The sequence below is a fragment of the Yersinia sp. 2541 StPb PI genome (assembly GCF_052217145.1).
Classification (GTDB): Bacteria; Pseudomonadota; Gammaproteobacteria; order Enterobacterales; family Enterobacteriaceae; genus Yersinia; species Yersinia enterocolitica_E.
The window spans coordinates 4292426-4308063 of record NZ_JAZGQB010000001.1; the positions used below are offsets into that span (position 1 = coordinate 4292426).

Genomic DNA, 15638 nt, shown 5'->3' on the forward strand with positions numbered 1-15638 from the left:
AAGACCGGGGGCATGTTGCTGGCAAAGTTGAGCGCCAACGAGGAAATCAGGGCCAATCAATCGTTAGCCCTGATAGAGATTTACCGGTGAATGGTTATGACCAAAAACGTGTTATTTACTTTCTTGCGCTGATTTACCGACAGCCATCCCCATCGCCAGCGTGGCGGCAATATTGCGTGCGGTCATAAACACATTGGCTGCCGCATTATCCAGTGCCTGCTCCAGAGTACAGATACTGTAGATCACGCTGAATACCGCATCCAGACCATGCTCATACACCACATCAACATCATCTGTCAGGCTACCGGCAATACCAATCACTGGCTTATTATAACGTTTGGCAACTCTCGCGACACCAATCGGCACTTTGCCGTGAATGGTTTGGCTATCAATGCGCCCTTCGCCGGTAATAACAAATGTCGCGTCCCTAACCAAAGCGTCCAGACCAAGAGCATCGGTAACAATATCAATACCGGGACTTAAGGTTGCACCGCAAAACGCCAGTAATGCCGCGCCTAAACCACCCGCCGCGCCAGCGCCTTCAACCTGGTCAACATCAATATCAAGATAACGTTTAATGATACCTGCATAATGCTGCAAACCGTCATCCAGTTGGCTAACCATCTCAGGTGTCGCCCCTTTCTGCCGCCCAAAAATAGCCGATGCCCCTTCACTGCCAGTCAGTGGATTGGTGACATCACAAGCAACATCGATTTGGCACTGCTTAATCCGCGGATCCAGTCCTGAGATATCAATAACATCCAGTTCAGCCAGCTTCCCGCCGCCAAAACCAATCTGCTTACCCTGCTTATCCAGCAGTTTGACACCCAGCGCTTGCACCATGCCCGCACCGCCATCATTGGTGGCACTGCCACCGATGCCGATAATTATATGTTTGACCCCCTGATCCAGCGCATTACAAATCAATTCGCCGGTACCGTAGGAAGTGGTTTTCAGTGGGTTGCGCAGTTCTGGTGGAACCAGCTCTAGCCCGCTGGCGGCCGCCATTTCAATAAAAGCCGATTTTTCATCACCGGATATTCCGTAAAAAGCCGCAACTTCGTCACCTAACGGGCCGGTCACATTGACCTGAATAATCCGGCCAGTGGTGGCCGCGACCATGGCCTCAACGGTACCTTCACCACCATCCGCGACCGGCAATTTGATATATTGTGCATCGGGAAATTGAGTGCGAAAACCCGCTTCAATCTGCACCGCAACATCCAGCGCAGATAAGCTTTCTTTATAAGAGTCTGGGGCGATGACTATTTTCATAAATGATTCAATCTCATGAGCTATCCAATACCGCACAGGCTCCGACGTTATAAACCGGCCGCTCAGGATAACGGAATGCTTACCAGTATAGCCCTGTTACCCAGTAGCCCGGCACCCGCAGGCACCGGTGCCACCGATTAACGAGTGACTTCAACTTTAGCCAATTTCTCGTAATAACACGCCAATGCACTGTGGTCAGCGGTGCCCAAACCATCAGCTTTCAGCGCCTGCATCATCTCCATCACGGCTGCGGTCAGGGGCAACTGAGCACCGACGCCATGTGAGGTGTCGAGGGCATTAGCTAAGTCTTTGATATGTAGATCGATACGGAAGCCTGGTTTGAAGTTACGATCCATCACCATCGGTGCCTTGGCTTCCAACACGGTACTGCCTGCCAGACCACCACGGATCGCTTGGAATACCAGATCAGGGTTCACTCCCGCCTTAGTTGCCAGCACCAAGGCTTCAGACATCGCGGCAATATTCAGTGCGACAATCACCTGATTGGCCAGTTTAGTCACATTACCAGCACCAATATCACCAGTATGCACCACCGATCCCCCCATGGCTTTCATCACCTCGAAACAGCTCTCGAATACCGCTTTATCACCACCCACCATCACTGACAAGGTGCCATCGATAGCTTTTGGCTCACCACCACTGACTGGCGCGTCCAACATTGCAACCTGCTTTAGTGCCAGCGCTTCACTGATTTCACGGCTAACCAGCGGTGCAATCGAACTCATATCAATCAGCACAGAACCCGGTTTAGCACCTTCAATAACACCGTTTTCACCCAGTACCACTTCTTTTACATGAGGCGAATTAGGTAGCATGGTAATGATGATATCGCATTCTGCTGCCAGCGCTTTTGGTGTCGTTGCCGTACGCGCGCCAGCGGTGATCAATTCATCCAGCACCGCAGCATTACGATCGAGGACTGTTAATGAGTAGCCCGCTTTCAGCAGATTTTTACTCATTGGTTTTCCCATAATCCCTAAACCAATAAAGCCGATTTTCATTTATTACTCCTCAATTAAGTCGGAAGGCCGTCAACGCGGCAGTACTAAACTGTCAAAACAGACTGATGGTTATTTTTTAAATTTGTCGCATAACGCCTGAGTCGCGCTACGAAATACGCCCAAATCACTGCCAACAGCGACAAAGGTTGCCCCCCATTCGAGATAACGGCGGGCATCAGCTTCAACTGGCGCCAAAATGCCGCTCGGCTTACCCTGTGCTTTAGCGCGATCAAAAATATGACGAATCACTTTTTGTACTTCGGGATGATTGGGCTGCCCCAGATAACCCAGTGCCGCCGACAGATCGCCCGGTCCAACAAAAATACCGTCCACCCCATCAACGGCGGCGATAGCATCAATATTATCCACCCCTTGCTGGCTTTCGATTTGCACCAGTACGGTGATGTTGTCGTTGATGGTGGCAAAGTAGTCGAGTACGGTGCCGTAATTGTTACCGCGATGAGACACAGAAACCCCGCGGATCCCCGCCGGTGGATAACGGGTCGAGGCAACCGCACGTATGGCTTCTGCTTCGCTTTCAACAAACGGGATCAGGAAGTTATAAAAACCGATATCCAATAAGCGTTTTATAATGATGGGTTCATTACAGGGCGCACGTACAACCGGTGCGCTGTTACTGCCTTTCAGCGCCATGAGTTGTGGGATAAACGTCGTAACATCGTTCGGCGCATGTTCACCGTCCAGAACCAACCAGTCAAAACCCGCCAGGCCCAGCACTTCGGCTGAAATATGATTTGCCAGTGCACTCCAGCAACCAATAAGGGTTTGCCCTTGTTGTAGGTTGCGGCGGAACTGATTAGGATAATTTTGCAGACTCATTTTCGATCCTTATAATTGAACGCCCGGATGGAACGACGGCTCGATGCAGGACGTGATGCAATTCAGGTTGCCAGCGCACACGGCAGTGGGTGTTAGTCGTTAATTTTGCGCCTGTTTTGTAAGATTTTTCTATTTACGGTTCACGATGATCATTATAGAAACCCCGTTCCAATAAACCATCAGGCAAAAGAACAGGAATTATGAGTTATTCACCAATCGTTATAGGCAGATGCACAATAAAATGCGCCCTGCTTCACAGACTGCTAAATAGCAAAAATCGTGCGGTGATTTTGTCGTTATAAATTAACAAACAACTAAAGGGTAAAGAGTTAGAAAAATGTCGCCGTAGTAATGATAAGGTACAGAGTCTGCTGGCAGAAAATGTCCATACCTGCCGATGTCTATTAATCAGTACGCAGGGTATAGACTATTTGCACCATAGGCGGTGGTAAACCACACTTGCCAGATAAGAGGTTGGAGGAGAGCAACGTGCAACGTGAACAAGTTTTAAGCAGTGCGCTCAATCTATTGGAGCAGCAAGGACTGGCAAACACCACGCTGGAGATGCTGGCAAAAGAGGTGTCAGTTGAAGTCAGTGATCTGGCCCGTTTCTGGCCGGATCGTGAAGCTTTGTTGTATGACTGTCTGCGCTTTCATGGCCAGCAGATAGATACCTGGCGGCGACAATTGCAACTGGACGAGACCTTATCACCCAAACAAAAGTTACTGGCGCGTTACCAGACGCTAGGTGAGCAAGTGCAGAATCAGCGTTACCCCGGTTGCTTATTTATTGCTGCATGCAGTTTCTATCCCGATAATGAACACCCGATCCACCAGTTGGCTGAACAGCAGAAACAGGCCTCACTACTCTATACCCAAGAGCTGTTGCAAGAGATGGACGCTGATGATGCAGCTATGGTTGCACAACAGATGGAACTGATTCTGGAAGGTTGTTTGAGCAAACTGCTGGTTAAACGTCAACTCGTCGATGTTGAAATTGCCAAGCGCCTGGCTGAAGATGTATTGGAAGTCGCGCAATGCCGTAAAAATGGCGCACTGGGTTAAGTAATTTACCACTAAGTTTTATCGCTGCCCTGAGATAATTTCTGGTTCTTTTGTCTGAAAAGAGAGCAGTCAGTACAGTTTTAGTGGTTTTAAACCATAAATTCGTTGACGATCAGCGGCCAATACGGTTTAATGCGCCCCGTTGCCCGGATAGCTCAGTCGGTAGAGCAGGGGATTGAAAATCCCCGTGTCCTTGGTTCGATTCCGAGTCCGGGCACCACTATTTATAAGGCCTCGCTGCAAAGCGGGGCTTTTTCGTATCTGGATTCTGCTCTATTTCCGCTCCGACTCCCTATCCATTACTGACACGATTTCAATAGATTTCCCCCTGTAAGCATCCCGCGCAAACAAACTATTCAATTTTAGAGATCTTTCGACATATTGATGATTTGTGCGGCGGAGACACCTCTCTTCATGAGCAATGTCCTTATATTGTGGATGAGTTATTACCAGAATAGCCGTGTATTCGTTTTTTGAAGAGCAGCTCGGGGGTTAGCCAACCCATCCAAAATAATAAAAACAAAAAAGAGGTACTGCTTTCGCGCAAGGTGGCAGATTAATTTACTGTGGGGCAGGCACTTCTGGTCGCTTGGTGATGTTGGATGCGAGCGAATGCCCGCCAACTTATGGTACGCTGCGAGAAATGGTCGTAGGGCTGATCGCTGGCGGTAATACTGCTATTTTACAGGCAGTTGAAAATGCAGAAGATAGCCGCAAAATGGGTGAACAATACCTGCATAACCTCAATTTTAATGCACGTGATGTGTTAGTGGGCATTGCAGCAAGTAGCCGCACACCTTATGTATTGGGGGCTATGGCCTATGCACGCCATGTTGGCACTAGCGTAGTGGCTATTTCCTGTAATCAAAATAGTGAAATGAGTACAACCGACACTGTAAAACAGCCATTATGATGATCCTAAGTGGTATGTCTGCTGAGGAAGCTAGCGCTATCCTTAACAAAAATAAGGGATTTATCGGTAAAGCGCTACAGGAGATTAAAGTATAACTATGGCGAAAATAACCGGCACTACGATAGACCAAATTTTACTCTTCACGGGCGGGAGTAAAAATATCATTGTCTGCGGAAACTGCATGACAAGGCTCCGTCTCACCTTAAAAGACCGTCAACTGATACAACATGACGACCTGAAAAAAATCCCTGGAGTGATGGGGGTGGTGAACAGCGATGATCAACTGCAAATCATTCTCGGCCCGGGCAAAGCCCAGACCGCCAGCGAGATGATGAACAAGCTCCTGGGTTCTGAACCGCAGCAGGGACATGAAAGTGCTCAGGATGTTGATTTGCAGGTGCTAGCCAGCCAGACAAAACAGCAAATGAAAGCGAAACAAAAAAGCGCTGTTCATAGTTTTCTGGCCAAATTCGCCACCATTTTTACCCCACTCATTCCAGGGTTCATTGCCGCAGGATTACTATTGGGGATAGCAACATTACTCCAGCAGACACTGGCATTGGACGGCGTTATTCAGTCTCCATGGCTGGCGGCACTGATTGCATACATGAAAGTATTTAGCATCGGCTTGTTCACTTTCCTTAGCATTCTGATTGGCTTTAATACGCAGCAAGCCTTTGGTGGGACGGGGGTCAACGGCGCAATTATCGCTTCGCTATTTATTTTACGCTATGTGCCGGAAGGTACCGTCGGCTACTACGGTGGCATGGAAAACTTCTTTGGTCTGGCAATTGATCCGCGCGGCAATATCATTGGGGTTCTGTTGGCCTGTATCTTGGGCGCATGGATTGAGCGACAGGTGCGCCGTTTTATCCCTGATAATCTAGATATGATCCTGACATCGGCGATAACGTTACTCGCTACAGGAGCAATCACTTTCGTTGTTATCATGCCAGTGGGTGGCGAGCTGTTTAAGGGGATGTCATGGCTGTTTATGCATTTGAATGGTAACCCGTTTGGTACTGCCATTCTGGCAGGGTTATTCCTGATTGCAGTAGTGTTTGGTATCCACCAAGGGTTTGTTCCGGTCTATTTCGCCTTAATGGATGCACAAGGATTTAACTCATTATTCCCTATTCTGGCCATGGCGGGTGCCGGTCAGGTGGGTGCGGCACTGGCACTTTATGCTCGTTCGCCAAAAGGTTCAGTCCTGCGGACACAGATTAAAGGGGCTATTTTCCCTGGGCTACTGGGGATCGGTGAGCCGCTTATTTATGGCGTAACGTTACCACGCCTGAAGCCTTTTATTACCGCATGTTTAGGCGGTGCTGTCGGCGGCTTCTTTATTGGCCTTGTTGCCTGGTTGGGATTACCGGTGGGCCTGAATACCGTGTTTGGCCCATCTGGCTTGGTATCTATTCCTCTGATGACATCAGCCCAAGGTATTTTCGCCGGGATGCTGGTGTATATGGCTGGTCTGGTTATTTCGTATATTTCCGGGTTTATCCTGACGTGGCTTTTCGGGCATAAGGATGTCGATTTAAGTTGATCTCGTGCTAAACGGTTTGGCCCTGCCCGGCAGGGCCAGCTGAAATCTTTCCGTTATTTTTATTATTCTCATCCCCATATCAACCGAACTCACCTGTTCCTATCGACACCAAGTCTAGATGACCGACTCATCCAGCCAGAATGTTAGCAAGCCGCGACTGATGAGCGCCTTGTTGTAAGCTGTCCAATGGATGATATCGAACCTTTGTTTTGCCACGAGATACTGCAATATCATCAGAAATGTGGTGATCCAAACCTGATTAGGGCTAAAAGTTCGATTTATTCAACAAAGATCTTATTTTTATAACTCAGTTAGTTGACTGATAATTAAGTGCCTTCGCTAATTTAGAATCTGGTTTCGCCAGTTTATCTAAACGCTTTTCATCAATGCTGTTCAGCTGGCCTAAAGCTCTTGCCGTTTGACCTGAATGCCCTATCAGTTGCTGCTTGGGTACATTCACCATCAGGGTTGCGGCGTCTTCCAGAGCCTTGATATAGTCATCTTGCTTATGCAAATTATAACGTTTTAAATCCATCTTACTGCGTAATAGCTGTCCCCAATAAAACTCGAGGAAAGGTATTTCTTTATAAGGCTTACCCGTTTCAGGGTTAAGATTTTTATCAGACTTATCGTAAGATATACCGCGTAGATAATAGAGTATTGAGCGATATGGATCGTCCTGAAAAGCACTCGTGCCCAGGGTTGCAGGCAATTGAGAGAACGTAATTGGTTTCCCCTCGGCATCAATAGGGAGAAAATGTTTAAGTTCAGTCATCTGTTGTTCGAACTGAGCTTGAGTAAATAACGCTCCGTCGTTGTCACGGCTTATATTCTGCCCGACCAGTACGCTTAAGGTCACATCACCGCCACCACCGGGTGCATCCCAAAAGCTGTTAAATGCATGATGACCATCAGTCAGGTAAAATTTCCCCATTGGTCCTATATCAACCGTGTTCATATCAGCTTTATTGGTTCCTATAGCCTGTTTACAGGTATATGAAGTGGGATCTTTCGGTGTTGATGACAGGCTATATTTAGCCAGTTTCCCTGCCCCTTGAACTTTACACAAATCGTTGAATAAGTGCTTTGAATCGCTAGCATAATCAGCCAAATCACCTGCAATCTGGAGCTTACCTACGGTTATTTGGGTCGGATGCAACTCACTGAGCTTAATTTGAATAACATCGCCGGGTTTAGTGAGTAAGTCGTTATGGGGAAGAGATTGTGCCGCGCACAAATTAACTGAATAGAGTATTAGTCCACAAAATAATAAAATAGAGGCCGAAAATAACTCGCTAGCCCATCTTACCTGGGTAGCTCCAGCCTGATATAAGTAATTTTTGCTCAAAGACACATTGAACTCCTCAAGTGGACATTAACATTTCCTACCAATTTCATTGGCATATTGATTAAGCGTAGAATATCTCCCCCCTCGCAGTAGCACGTACTGCGAACATTATCTGGCGTTTATGGCAGTTGATACCCTATTTGCAATACCAGCGTAGGTTCCAGAAGATAATAATACCCAGAAAATATCGACCATGAAATTAGCGTATCGATTAACCTGCCAGATAAAGAGATGCTCCAGTTTATCAGATGTTACATTGAAAGCCATATGCAATAAAACCATCATTTACACTGGTTTGTGATGCAGAAGTATTAGGTTCATAAAAGTCTCCATTTTGAGCCAAAGCAGGAGATCTACATGCAGCAACAATGGTTAATATAGTGATGAGTTTTTAATTATTCACTCTCTGATTACAATAAGGGACGTATAAACACGACGCTTTGCCCTATTGATTGATGTGGCTAATCCATCTGTCAATCAATACAGGGGAACTTAAATAAACGCTGGTATAACTTAAAAAATTATAATTAACTATTCCAGCTAAATGAATTTAACGATTCCGTCTAAAATAGCAATATAAATACATTGGAATTCCTGTTATTTTTGTAGGAAAATTCATTTTTTAGCAAATAATAGGAACTGGAGATAATGAGATCGGTGAGTGACGACTCGTTATTTTTCCAATCCTATAACTGTGTTAACATTTTAGTATTTATTACTATTCAAATCCTCCACACAGCTGATGTTAATCATAACTATCACGTATAAAACTGTAGGCTATTTTAGTTTTAAATAAAGTTTAATCAAACTGTCTGTTTAATTGATACTGTTTAATGTGCAGCCTATGTGATCGCACGTTAGCACCATTAGATAACAGCGGATAGGTTAAATAACCTTAGTTATCGTGGTGAAAAGACACTAAATGGTTTCGAGCTGATTAAGTTTAATGGCTTTGGCTCTAACAGTGAGCTTTCAAAATGGCATGATCGTGGAGGGTGTTTATGATTACTCGCTGGTGCATAGTGTGGATGCTAATGCCGCTAAGTTGACAATATATTCGTAAATTAAAATAGGCTAGAGTGATTTTAACAGGGATTCATTATGAATGATCTCATGACTGATATACTAATCGGCATCTCTATATTTATCGCATCTATAGTTTCCTCATTTGTTTTTGTATTTTTAATAAGATAATTTACGTTTAAAATGACAAGTTGAGAGGACGTTAAGCATTGATGCTCAACAATGTCTATTTTCAGTTAGAAGACATTGTTCTTGGCTCACTCTCCTACAAAACTCAAATGGATAAGTGTTAAAATACGTCAACGCCAGAGTATCCCCCCATTAGATACAAAAATAGGTTTCCCCTCGTAGATATGAAATGTTAATCATTTAGTTAAATAATACTAAAGAAATTTTCCATGTCATTTTACAAAAAAAACAAATCAAGAAAATTCCTACAGCGATATGTATCATATCCTATATTTAACAAAATAAATTATAGCTATAATCACAGCATGATATAAAAACTCAATCATTAGTATGCCATATAATATTAAATACACTGTGGCGTAGCCTACACTCCATATTTACGAAAGTAAAAATGGTTATCGAGAACGATTCAATTACATTAAAAACACCAATAATATAACTACTTGTTAATAAACATATTTTTACTTAAAAAATGAGAAATATAATATGCCTGCCTTTAAAAAAACTCTAATCGCTATTGCCTTTACATCAATAACAACGCCTGCTTTTTCCCAAATTATAGTAAATGGCACAACTGTAAATGCTCCTGATGGGACAGTAGTAGATACTGGCTTGATTAACGATTTTTCTGGGCATGCAGCAACGGTATCAAATGGTGGCGTATTAATTGCTGACGGTGATATCACATTAACGACTGGGGGTAATGCCGCTGATACTTTATATGCTTCTGGGGCAGGCTCACGTGTCGATTTTTTACACGGAAGTACATTAACCACTACAGGGACTGGCTCACACGGCGTGTATGCGCAAACTGGCGCCAGTGTTAACTTGAATGACGCAAATATTTCAGTTTCAGGGGCAAATGCCTCCGGCCTGTCACTGGTCTCTAATAGCCAAATTTCATTAAATAACAGTACCATTTCAGCAACAGGTGCCGGTGGCAAGGGTATAGCTGCTAATAATAGTTCAGTAATTATCAATAACTCTAGATTGACAACAACAGGTGCTTATCTCGGCTCAAGTACCAGTGCTTTACAAATAGCAAATGGTTCACGAGGGAGCATGACCGGCTCATACGCCAGTACCGGTGGAGCCTCTGCCGCTGCGGTCTTCGTTGAAACAACAAATAGTGCAAATACTCAATTTGATATCATCGACAGTACCCTGGAAACATTCGGGGCGGGTACTGCGCTAGTCTCTTCTGAACTGAATGGTAATGGATCATCTTTAGCTACTGTCAGTGGAAATACGCAAATTATCACTCATCAGGCAACCGCAGTAAGTGCGAGAGGGCCAGGTGGTAAAATTGTTATTAACCCAGGAGCATCGGTTAAAACCCTCGGCGCTAATAATACCGCTATCCAGGCAGTTTTAGGCGGCCAGGCTGATATTACGGGTAGCACTATCAGTACAGCCAGTAATGGTGCAGTAGCCATGATGGCCAGTTCCGCGAGTTCTATTATTAGTCAGGGCAATAACATCAGTACGGTGGGTAATAATGCGTATGCTGTTCAGGCTAATGACAGTGGGACCACTGTTAATGTGACTAATACCAATATAGTTACTAGTGGTAATAACGCTGATGCAGTGAATAGTAACACACAAGCAATTGTGACTATGAATCAACAGAATGCCAATATACATAGTCAAAACGGCAAAACATTTAATGCTCTTGGTGGCACCATCAATGCAGTCCTTGATAACAGTAGTGTTATTAACAATGGCATATTAATAAATGCAGATACCGATGCTAGCCTGGCGAACTTTGGTATCGTTAATGTTAATGCAAACGATATGGTTTTAAATGGTGATATCCAGTCAGGTTTAGGTAGCCAAGCTAATCTCAGCATTAACAATACACAATGGAATGGTCTTGCACGTAATGGCGGCCAGGTGAATATTGATAGTCGCGCCATGTGGAATATGATGGCAAGTTCTGACGTCGCTGAGCTGACTAACGCCGGGACAATTAATTTCTCCAATCCTATTGCAGGCGACGTATTAACTGTCCATGGTGACTATATTGGTAATAACGGTAACTTATTGTTTAATACTGAATTAAATGACGACAACTCCATAACGGATAAAATGATCGTCGAAGGTAACACTTCAGGGAACACCTTCGTCAGCGTGACTAACGCGGGTGGCACTGGCGCGACAACGTTAAACGGTATTGAATTGATTCAGGTTAATGGCTTATCTGACGGTGAGTTTATTCAAAAAGATCGTATCGTTGCCGGTGCTTATGATTATTCATTGATGCGCGGTTCTGATGCTAATGCCAATAACTGGTATCTGACTAATGCTGTTATTCCTACGCCACCTTCAGACCCAACAGTTCCAACAGTTCCAACAGACCCAACAGTTCCATCTGCTATGACTGAGCGTCCAGAAGCTGGCGGCTATACTGCCAACTTAGCCTCGGCTAATAATATGTTTGTCACTCGTTTGCATGATCGTTTGGGCGAAACTCAGTATATCGACGCACTGACTGGCGAACAGAAAGTAACCAGTATGTGGTTGCGTAACGAGGGTGGGCATAACCGTTTCCGTGATTCTCAAGATCAACTGAGCACACAGGCTAACCGTTATGTGCTGCAATTAGGCGGAGATATTGCTCAGTGGAGCAATAACGACATGGACCGTTTCCATCTGGGCGTTATGGCTGGGTATGGTAACAGCAAAAGCACCACCATCTCGCAAGTGTCCGGTTACAACGCTAAAGGGTCAACTGACGGTTACAGCGCCGGTGTCTACGGGACCTGGTATGCCAACGAGGCCGATAAGTCCGGCTTATATGTCGACAGTTGGGCGCAATACAGCTGGTTCAACAACACCGTTGACGGTCAAGATTTGAATACTGAAGAATATAAGTCTAAGGGGATAACTGCCTCGGTTGAGAGTGGTTATACCTTCAAAATCGGTGAAAATGCCGCTAAAAATGCCACCTACTTTATCCAGCCTAAAGCGCAGGTGACCTGGATGGGTGTGAAAGCTGACGACCATAAAGAAGCTAACGGCACGAATGTCTCTGGTGAAGGTGATGGCAATATTCAGACCCGTCTGGGTGTGAAAGCCTTTATGAATGGCTATAGCAGCCAGGATAAAGGTAAAGACCGAGTATTTCAGCCATTTGTAGAAGCAAACTGGATCCATAATACCAAAGACTTTGGTGTCACTATGGATAACGTGACAGTGAAGCAAGATGGGGCCGCCAATATCGGTGAATTAAAAGTGGGTGTTGAAGGCCAAATCAATAAAAAAGTTAACCTGTGGGGTAATGTTGCCCAGCAAATCGGCAACAAAGGTTACAGTGATACCGCTGTAATGCTAGGTGTGAAATATAATTTCTAATCTAGATTTCTATATTAGATATAAGTAAATAAAAATCAGATGATTATGGCCTGCTACAAATAGCTGAAATCTTAAGTTCTAATAAACTTAGCTATCAATTTTTCTGGCAGGCTAATTGACTTTCCCTTTAGATAGCCGCTGTTTTCAGCGAAGCATTATTGGGGGAAGGCATGGCGATTTTTGGCCTTTAGCAATGATGTTCACTACGGCTATATTTATCTTTCCGAGAGTATCATCAGTAAATACATCACTATTTCGCAGTGGATTTTCTTATTTTCATTCATTAGTTAAAAATAAAAGGAATTATTATATGAACTATTTTATCCTCAGTCAGTGCGGGCTTATGTCTTTCTCTTTCAAAATACTATTGAATGATGTGCTATACCAACATTCAGAAGACTCAGTAATAAGGGTTTACCGTTCTATTCCCTCACTGATAAAAAATATAGATGGGAAACTCAAGCTGATACTACTTGACATTACTGGATTCAAACATAGTGAAGTTCATGATCTATTAATTAAAATAAAGTCATCCCACAATGTAGGGATTATTTTATTTTGTGACAACTACTCTGACCTGTCTAACCTCCCTAATATATATCATGCAGTCATATACAGAAAAAGTAATATGCCTTACATCAAAAAAACAATAGGGACAATATGTCACAACCGCTATGGCGGTCATTTCATACCTCTTGATGACGATAATCTTGTTAAAAATAAATTAACTAAACGAGAAAATGAAACATTACAATGTATTATATCAGGTTTAAATTCTGTTCAGATTTCAAAAAGGTTATCACTCAGTTATAAAACCGTCAGTGGCTATCGTCGTAGTATCTGTAGAAAATATGGCATTAACAATTTAAATGTTTATTATTTAAAATATAGAGAAGAAAGTCAGTAGCCGCGCGCCTCATTAACGTAATAGGACATACACTACCGCAAAAGTAGTCGCTAATCGTGCGGGCTAGAGTATTAATGGAAAACTTGCCCATTTTTTCAAAGCTACCCTATAAACTGGTGTACCAATCTAGTTGCAAGATCGGCATTTTCTGCATCAAAGTTGGCATTATCCCCGTCACAAAACCCATGATGGCTGCTGAATATGCGGCTATCAACATTAGGATATTTTTTTAGTTCACTTTGCAGGATTGTCGTGTCGAAAGAAGCCTCATGTCGGGCAAGGATGACAAGGGCTGGACAAGGTGGCGCAATATCGCTGTGCTCGCGGATACGTGAACCGTAGTGGCAGACAACCCTTGCACATAACCCGCTTCTGGCCGCAAGCCAGGCAAGCGTGGCTCCAACACTAAATCCTACGAGGATAAGATTGTCATACTGTGGCCGCAGAGTCTGGAGCAGAGTAACGATATGGGATGTGTCAAAACCTACATTTTCAATAAAATAGCGATATGCCTCATTCTGCTGTGCATAGCTAAATGGCTCATCACGCCCAATAAGATTGAGGCAATAAACGTCCCTCTCCATCGCATGATATTCATGGCACACCCGCCTGATATGCGGATTAATACCATAAATCTCATGTAGTACTACGATGGCGGTATTGCTTCCACATTTTAGCTCTAGCATTAGGCGTTATCGATTTCCGTTTTGTGCACCCAGGCTGACAAATACCATTCGGCAGTAAATGGTAGGACACTCCGCACTGTCACTCACTCATATAGAGATTTTGTGCTCACTACATCATCGAAAAGTCACACAAAAAATAACTTTCAATATCAATTTATTATATAGCCAAACTATTTTCTACATCGTCTTCCAATCCTTGCGCTGATTGAAGACCAAAATGACTATTACGTCTCACATTGAGTAAAATCACCCCATGATTTGCCACTAACCTCTAAATGAGCAGCATAACTAACCAGAATTACGATTTATACTATAATAAACAATAAGATGCCATACACTGGCTTCGGTGATGTGAAGCCAGCATTACGCTAATTGAAAATAACTACTCTTCTGTCACTGGCATAAACTCGGCCAATTTCTGCTTCTGTTTACCCCGGTCATCCAGGTTAGCTGAGCTTAGCCAAAGCTGTATAGCTCGCCGAATCCCTGGCCATTCACTCTCGATAATAGAATACCAACGGGTGTCACGACTATGCCCTTTGGATACTTGTATTTGTCTGAAAGTACCTTCGTATTGAAATCCCAAGCGTTCTGCCGCTTGAATCGCTGGCTGGTGCAAACTGTCACACTTCCACGCACATCGCCGGTATTGCAAAGTATCCAGCGCATAGGATAGCAAAAGAAATATTGCCTCAGTGCTGCATAAAGTACGTTTCATCAACGGTGACCAGTTAATCCAACCGATTTCTACCGCCCCATTCTCGGGGTCAATGCGTTGTAACGCGATAAAACCTACTGCTTTTCCGGTGGAGTAATTGATGACTGAATAAAAGAGAGGGTCCTTACTTGCACTAAGAGAGGCAATATAATGGTCACATTGCCTAATTGTGATGGGGCGATTAATGTGAAAGTAAGTCCAGTCACGCTCGTCATCAATGCTGTGCCAGGCTTCAAATAGATCCTTGCTATGCTTGATATCAATAGGTTCAAGGAGGCAATAGTCTCCTTTGAGGATAATCCGTTGGGGAGTTGTTCGAGGCAACCAGTCGGGTAATGATTTGCCCAGTGCTTGCCCATAGATATTTAATTCTGTCATTATAAATCATACCTGTGTTATGAAATTTATAAGTTTTCGGCAAGTTTTTCAAAAAACTCAGTGAATCCACCCTAAAATAATGTCACTTTGATCTTTAACTTTTCCAATCGTGCTGATTTCTCCAAGAAGAAAGTGATATTGGCCGTGCCCATAAATTCAAATTATTCAGAAAACACATCCTATTTTTGAATAATTAAGTCTTATAAAGAATGACACTTCTTGATAATTTGTTATGTGATATCTATTGAGCAATTCAATTTTAAATTTAATAAACCACATTAGATCATGATAAACATGAGTATTTCACCTTTTATTTATTGTACTAATTATAACCAACTCATTTAATCAAGTGAGCTAATAGGTCTAATCTT

General features: G+C 43.8%; 11 protein-coding genes, 1 tRNA gene and 1 pseudogene. 6 read left to right on the forward strand and 7 right to left on the reverse strand.

The genetic code is table 11. The features are described from left to right. Positions 1-111: 111 nt before the first annotated feature. The 3 genes from V1953_RS19250 to garL all read right to left on the reverse strand — a co-directional run bounded on the left by V1953_RS19250 (position 112) and on the right by garL (position 3137). On the reverse strand, positions 112-1275 hold the full coding sequence (locus V1953_RS19250; RefSeq protein WP_083161026.1) for a glycerate kinase: 1164 nt from the start codon (positions 1273-1275) through the stop codon (positions 112-114). A gap of 137 nt (positions 1276-1412) precedes the next feature. After that, positions 1413-2297 (reverse strand): 2-hydroxy-3-oxopropionate reductase, encoded by an 885-nt coding sequence (gene garR / locus V1953_RS19255; RefSeq protein ID WP_083161028.1) that lies wholly within the window; start codon positions 2295-2297, stop codon positions 1413-1415. Positions 2298-2366: 69 nt separating this feature from the next. After that, positions 2367-3137: a 2-dehydro-3-deoxyglucarate aldolase gene (gene garL / locus V1953_RS19260; RefSeq protein WP_442851209.1), complete on the reverse strand. Its 771-nt coding sequence runs from the start codon at positions 3135-3137 to the stop codon at positions 2367-2369. Positions 3138-3626: 489 nt separating this feature from the next. On the opposite strand from garL, the gene V1953_RS19265 reads away from it, so the two are divergent. From V1953_RS19265 to murP, 4 genes and pseudogenes are all read left to right on the forward strand, one after another. Further along, entirely contained in the window at positions 3627-4202 is a 576-nt protein-coding gene (locus tag V1953_RS19265; protein WP_083161032.1) for a transcriptional regulator, read from the forward strand. 144 nt (positions 4203-4346) lie between these two features. After that, positions 4347-4422: transfer RNA gene (locus V1953_RS19270), tRNA-Phe, on the forward strand. Between the two features lie 315 nt (positions 4423-4737). Further along, positions 4738-5210, forward strand: a pseudogene (locus V1953_RS19275) (N-acetylmuramic acid 6-phosphate etherase); the annotation flags it as partial. Positions 5211-5212: 2 nt separating this feature from the next. After that, positions 5213-6664, forward strand: a complete 1452-nt coding sequence (murP, locus tag V1953_RS19280) for a PTS N-acetylmuramic acid transporter subunit IIBC (RefSeq protein WP_442851210.1) — start codon at positions 5213-5215, stop codon at positions 6662-6664. 307 nt (positions 6665-6971) lie between these two features. Here murP and V1953_RS19285 read toward each other — a convergent pair whose 3' ends face one another. Together V1953_RS19285 and V1953_RS19290 are read right to left on the reverse strand one after the other, a co-directional pair. Then, a complete protein-coding gene (locus tag V1953_RS19285; protein ID WP_442851211.1) occupies positions 6972-8018 on the reverse strand; it encodes a ParB-like protein in 1047 nt (348 codons plus the stop codon). Positions 8019-9685: 1667 nt separating this feature from the next. Further along, complete coding sequence (locus tag V1953_RS19290; RefSeq protein WP_442851212.1) at positions 9686-10204, reverse strand: hypothetical protein; 519 nt, start codon at positions 10202-10204, stop codon at positions 9686-9688. An 82-nt stretch (positions 10205-10286) separates the two neighbouring features. On the opposite strand from V1953_RS19290, the gene V1953_RS19295 reads away from it, so the two are divergent. Next, the gene (locus V1953_RS19295) at positions 10287-12578 is read left to right on the forward strand and encodes an autotransporter outer membrane beta-barrel domain-containing protein (RefSeq protein ID WP_442851213.1); all 2292 of its coding nucleotides are present in this window, start codon (positions 10287-10289) and stop codon (positions 12576-12578) included. 310 nt (positions 12579-12888) lie between these two features. Next, positions 12889-13485, forward strand: coding sequence for a response regulator transcription factor (locus V1953_RS19300; RefSeq protein ID WP_442848207.1), 597 nt, complete (start codon positions 12889-12891; stop codon positions 13483-13485). Positions 13486-13586: 101 nt separating this feature from the next. Here the strand turns inward: V1953_RS19300 and V1953_RS19305 are convergent, their stop codons facing one another. Together V1953_RS19305 and V1953_RS19310 are read right to left on the reverse strand one after the other, a co-directional pair. After that, positions 13587-14171: a dienelactone hydrolase family protein gene (locus tag V1953_RS19305; protein WP_372559955.1), complete on the reverse strand. Its 585-nt coding sequence runs from the start codon at positions 14169-14171 to the stop codon at positions 13587-13589. A 382-nt stretch (positions 14172-14553) separates the two neighbouring features. Then, positions 14554-15267, reverse strand: coding sequence for a GNAT family N-acetyltransferase (locus V1953_RS19310; RefSeq protein WP_083161044.1), 714 nt, complete (start codon positions 15265-15267; stop codon positions 14554-14556). Between the last annotated feature and the right edge of the window lie 371 nt (positions 15268-15638).